2 protein-coding genes and 1 pseudogene are annotated in these 3,649 nt (G+C 72.9%); 1 reads left to right on the top strand and 2 read right to left on the bottom strand.

Annotation, left to right across the window (positions count from 1 at the left end; translation table 11 throughout):
• Positions 1 to 799: GAF domain-containing protein (locus R6V09_RS48560; protein ID WP_317887837.1), on the bottom strand; the 799-nt coding region annotated here is incomplete at its 3' end.
• A 394-nt stretch (positions 800 to 1,193) separates the two neighbouring features.
• On the opposite strand from R6V09_RS48560, the gene R6V09_RS48555 reads away from it, so the two are divergent.
• Positions 1,194 to 3,332 (top strand): SpoIIE family protein phosphatase, encoded by a 2,139-nt coding sequence (locus tag R6V09_RS48555; protein ID WP_317887838.1) that lies wholly within the window; start codon positions 1,194 to 1,196, stop codon positions 3,330 to 3,332.
• A gap of 80 nt (positions 3,333 to 3,412) precedes the next feature.
• Here R6V09_RS48555 and R6V09_RS48550 read toward each other — a convergent pair.
• Positions 3,413 to 3,649: pseudogene (locus R6V09_RS48550) on the bottom strand (S1 family peptidase); the annotation flags it as partial.

Genomic DNA, 3,649 nt, shown 5'->3' with positions numbered 1-3,649 from the left:
GGCCGTCGCCGCCGGGCAGCAGCCGGCCGCGCAGCCGCAGCCACTTCGGTGGCCCCGAGGGCTGCAGGACGCGGAACTCCAGTTCGCGGTCGCCGATGGCCATGTGGTCGGCCTCCACGACGGACATCAGCGAGGGCAGGTCCTCCGGCACGGTCAGTCCGAGGAGGGTCTCGACCTTGCCGTCGAAGTCGTCGGGGCCGAGCCCGAACAGCGTCAGGATGTCGCCGCCCACCTCGACCCGTCCGGTGTCCATGGCCAGGTCGAAGGAGCCCGCGGGCAGTTCCCCGCCCGCCACGGCCTCGTCCGGGACCGGGATCGCGACCGCCTCGGCGACCAGCGTGAGGCATGCGCGGTCGTCGGTGTCGAACCCGGCCGGGCGGTCGCTCACCGCGAGCAGACAGCCGCCGCCCCGGTCCCCGCGCACGGGGAGGGCCGCCAGGTGGAACTCCCCGGTCGGCAGCCGTCGCGAGTCGCAGCCGGCGGCCAGTTCCTCGGGGCCGAGCCACACCGCGTGCCCGGCCCGCAGCACCTCGGCGACCGGTGCTCCGCCGGACGCCGGATAACCGTCCCGCAGTCCGTACAGGGTCCGTGGCACACCGACCGACTCGATCAGGCACAGCAGGTCGGCATCGGCACCGGGCGTGTACACCCCGGCGAAGGTCGCGCCGGCGAAGACGAGGGCCTGTTCGAGGACGCGGCGCAGCCGTTCGCGGGAGTCGAGATCGACGGTGAGCGTTTTGAGGGCAAGTTCGGCACGCAGCGTCCTCGTTCTGCGTCCAACAGCGCCCTCACTGACCACGTCCGTAATTACAGCGCTTATGCAGCGGCTGCGCAGCCCCTGTGACCGTTCCGTGGAGATGAGGCACCGGATGGCCCTCAGTGCCCAGGGCCTGTCCGGCGGATCCTGTCGCAGACGCGGGGTGTGGCACGCACATCTGCGGCGTTGTCGTCGGTCGCCGACTCCCCCAGTCTCGGCTTCGCTCGACCGGGGGGACCCCCATCGCGTCGACTCCCTCCTCCGCCTTGCAGCTGCACGCACCACACCCCGCTCACCGGCGCTGATGGGGTGCCGTTGCTTTCCTGCGACCTGATCCGCCGGACAGGCCCCTGCGGCAGCATCGCTCGCCGTGCGCGTCGGGCCGCCAGGGTGGAGCCTGACCCTGAGCCCCGAAACGGCACGGCCGGGCGAGGAGGTGGTCGGCGTGTCCGACGGGCAGTTGTCCCGGCAGGCGCCGGTCGGCCGGCCGATGCTGTCGCTCGCGCTGGCCGCGATGATGGACGCCGTCCACGCGCACTCGGGCGCGGTGTATCTGCTGACGCCCGACGAACCGGTGCTGGAGATGGCGGTGATGGCGGGCCTGCCCCGGGCGTTCGCCGCGCCCTGGGAACGGGTGGGGCTGAGCGCGCCGATCCCGGTCGCCGAGGCGGTGCGCGAGCGGCGGCTGATCTGGGTCGGCGGCGAGGAGGACATGGCCCGCCGCTATCCGCGGATCGCGGTCGTGCTGCCGTATCCCTTCGCGCTGGCGGCGGTGCCGGTGGCCACCGGGTCCACGGTCTACGGCTCGGTCTTCGTGACCTGGCCCGGTTCGCATCCGCCGGTGCTGTCCGACCGGGACCGCGAGCAGCTGACCAGTGCCTGCGACCGGCTCGCGGTGCGGCTGGAGCGGGCCGTGGAGGAGCGCCGCCCGGCGCGTGCGGAGCCCGATCTGCTGGCGACGGGGCCCGCGACGAGTGTGGCCGGGACGCTGGGCACGGTCGAGGCGGCGCGGATGGTGGCCCGGCTGCCGTACGGGCTGTGTTCGCTGGATCTGCACGGGCGGGTGGGCTTCGCGAACGCGGCGGCCGGGGAGCTGCTCGGCATGTCGGTGAGCAGTCTGCTGGGCACCCAGTTGTGGGCGGCGGTGTCCTGGCTCAACGACCCGGTGTACGAGGACCGTTACCGCGCCGCGCTGCTCAGTCAGCAGGTCACGTCGTTCGTGGCGCTGCGTCCGCCGGGCGAGTGGCTGTCGTTCCGGATGTATCCGAACACGACCGGGCTGAGCGTACGGATCAGCCGGGCGCGGGCGGTGACGGAGCTGGGCCGGGCGACGCCTCAGCCCGGTGAAGGGCCGTCGCGCCTTGTGAGCATCTCCCAGGTGCTGAGTCTGGCCGGGGCGCTCACCGAGGCGGTCGGGGTGGAGGACGTGGTGCAGTTGATCGCGGACGAGGTCGCGCCGGCCGTGGGCAGCCAGGCGCTGGTCGTCCTCGGTTCGCGGGGCGGCCGGCTGCATGTGCTCGGACACCGCGGCTATCCGGACCCGCGGGTCGTGGAGCGCTTCGACGGCATGGCGCTGAACGGATCGACGCCGGGGACGGTCGCGCTGAACAGCGGTGTGCCCGCGTTCTTCGAGTCACGGCGGGAGCTGGAGCGGCTGTATCCGAACCGGCACGCCACCCCTGACGGGTTCGCGGCCTGGGCGTATCTGCCGCTGGCGGCGTCCGGTCGGCCGGTCGGCACCTGTGTGCTGGCGTATGCCGAGCCGCATGTCTTCCCCGCGGACGAGCGCGCGGTGCTGACGAGTCTGGGCGGGCTGATCGCGCAGGCGCTGGAGCGTGCCTTGCTCTACGACGCGAAGCACCAGCTGGCGCACGGACTGCAGGCGGCACTGCTGCCGCACTCGCTGCCGCCACTGCCGGGCATCGAGGCCGCCGCCCGTTATCTGCCGGCCACGCAGGGCATGGAGATCGGCGGCGACTTCTACGACCTCGTGACCACCGAGGGTCCGGCGGCGGTGATCGGCGATGTCCAGGGGCACAACGTGACCGCGGCCGGGCTGATGGGCCAGATCCGGACGGCCGTCCGTGCGTACACGACCGTCGGCCAGGCTCCGGAGGAGGTCATGCGCAGCACCAACCGGCTGCTGATCGACCTGGGGGTGGAGCTGTTCGCGAGTTGTCTGTATCTACGGCTGGATCCCGCGCGCGGTACGGCCGTGATGGCGCGTGCCGGGCATCCGCCGCCGTTGTTGCGCCGTCCGGACGGGCGGGTGCGGGTGCTCGACCTGGCCGGTGGTCCGTTGCTGGGCATCGACGCCGACGCGACCTATCCGACGACGGAGGTGAATCTCGCGCCCGGTTCCGTCCTCGTGCTCTACACCGACGGGCTCATCGAGTCCCCCGGTGTCGACATCGAGGACGCCCTCGCCGAACTGGGGCAGCGGCTCGCCGAGGCCGGGGACCTGCCGTTGGAGGAGATCGCCGATGTCCTCGTGCGGCACAGCGCGGCGGCGCGGGAGCGGATCGACGACGTGGCGCTGCTTCTGCTGCGGGCCCGGGAGCCGGGACTGAAGTAACTGACGTGCGCGCAGGGCGGTCCGGCCCTCCCGCCGGAGGGCCGGACCGATCCACCGCCGACCTGATGGAAGGGGTCGGATCAGTGGTTCGAGGTGAGCGAGGAGCCGTCGTCGGCGCCGGTGCCTGTGTCCTGGCCGGTGCCGCTCTGGTCCTCGCCGGTGCCACTGGCGTCGGTCGCGGACGGGTCGACAGCGCCGGACTGGTCACCGGTGCCGTCGGTCGCGTTCGGGTCGACAACGCCGGACTGGTCGCCCGTGCCATCGGTGGCCGACGGGTCGGCCGCGGTCGCCGACGGGTCCGCCGTGGCGGTGTCGTC

It is taken from the genome of Streptomyces sp. W16 (genome assembly GCF_033194735.1).
Lineage (GTDB): Bacteria > Actinomycetota > Actinomycetes > Streptomycetales > Streptomycetaceae > Streptomyces.
Note: the sequence above shows the minus strand (reverse complement) of the source record. Positions and strands in the feature narration are given on the sequence as shown.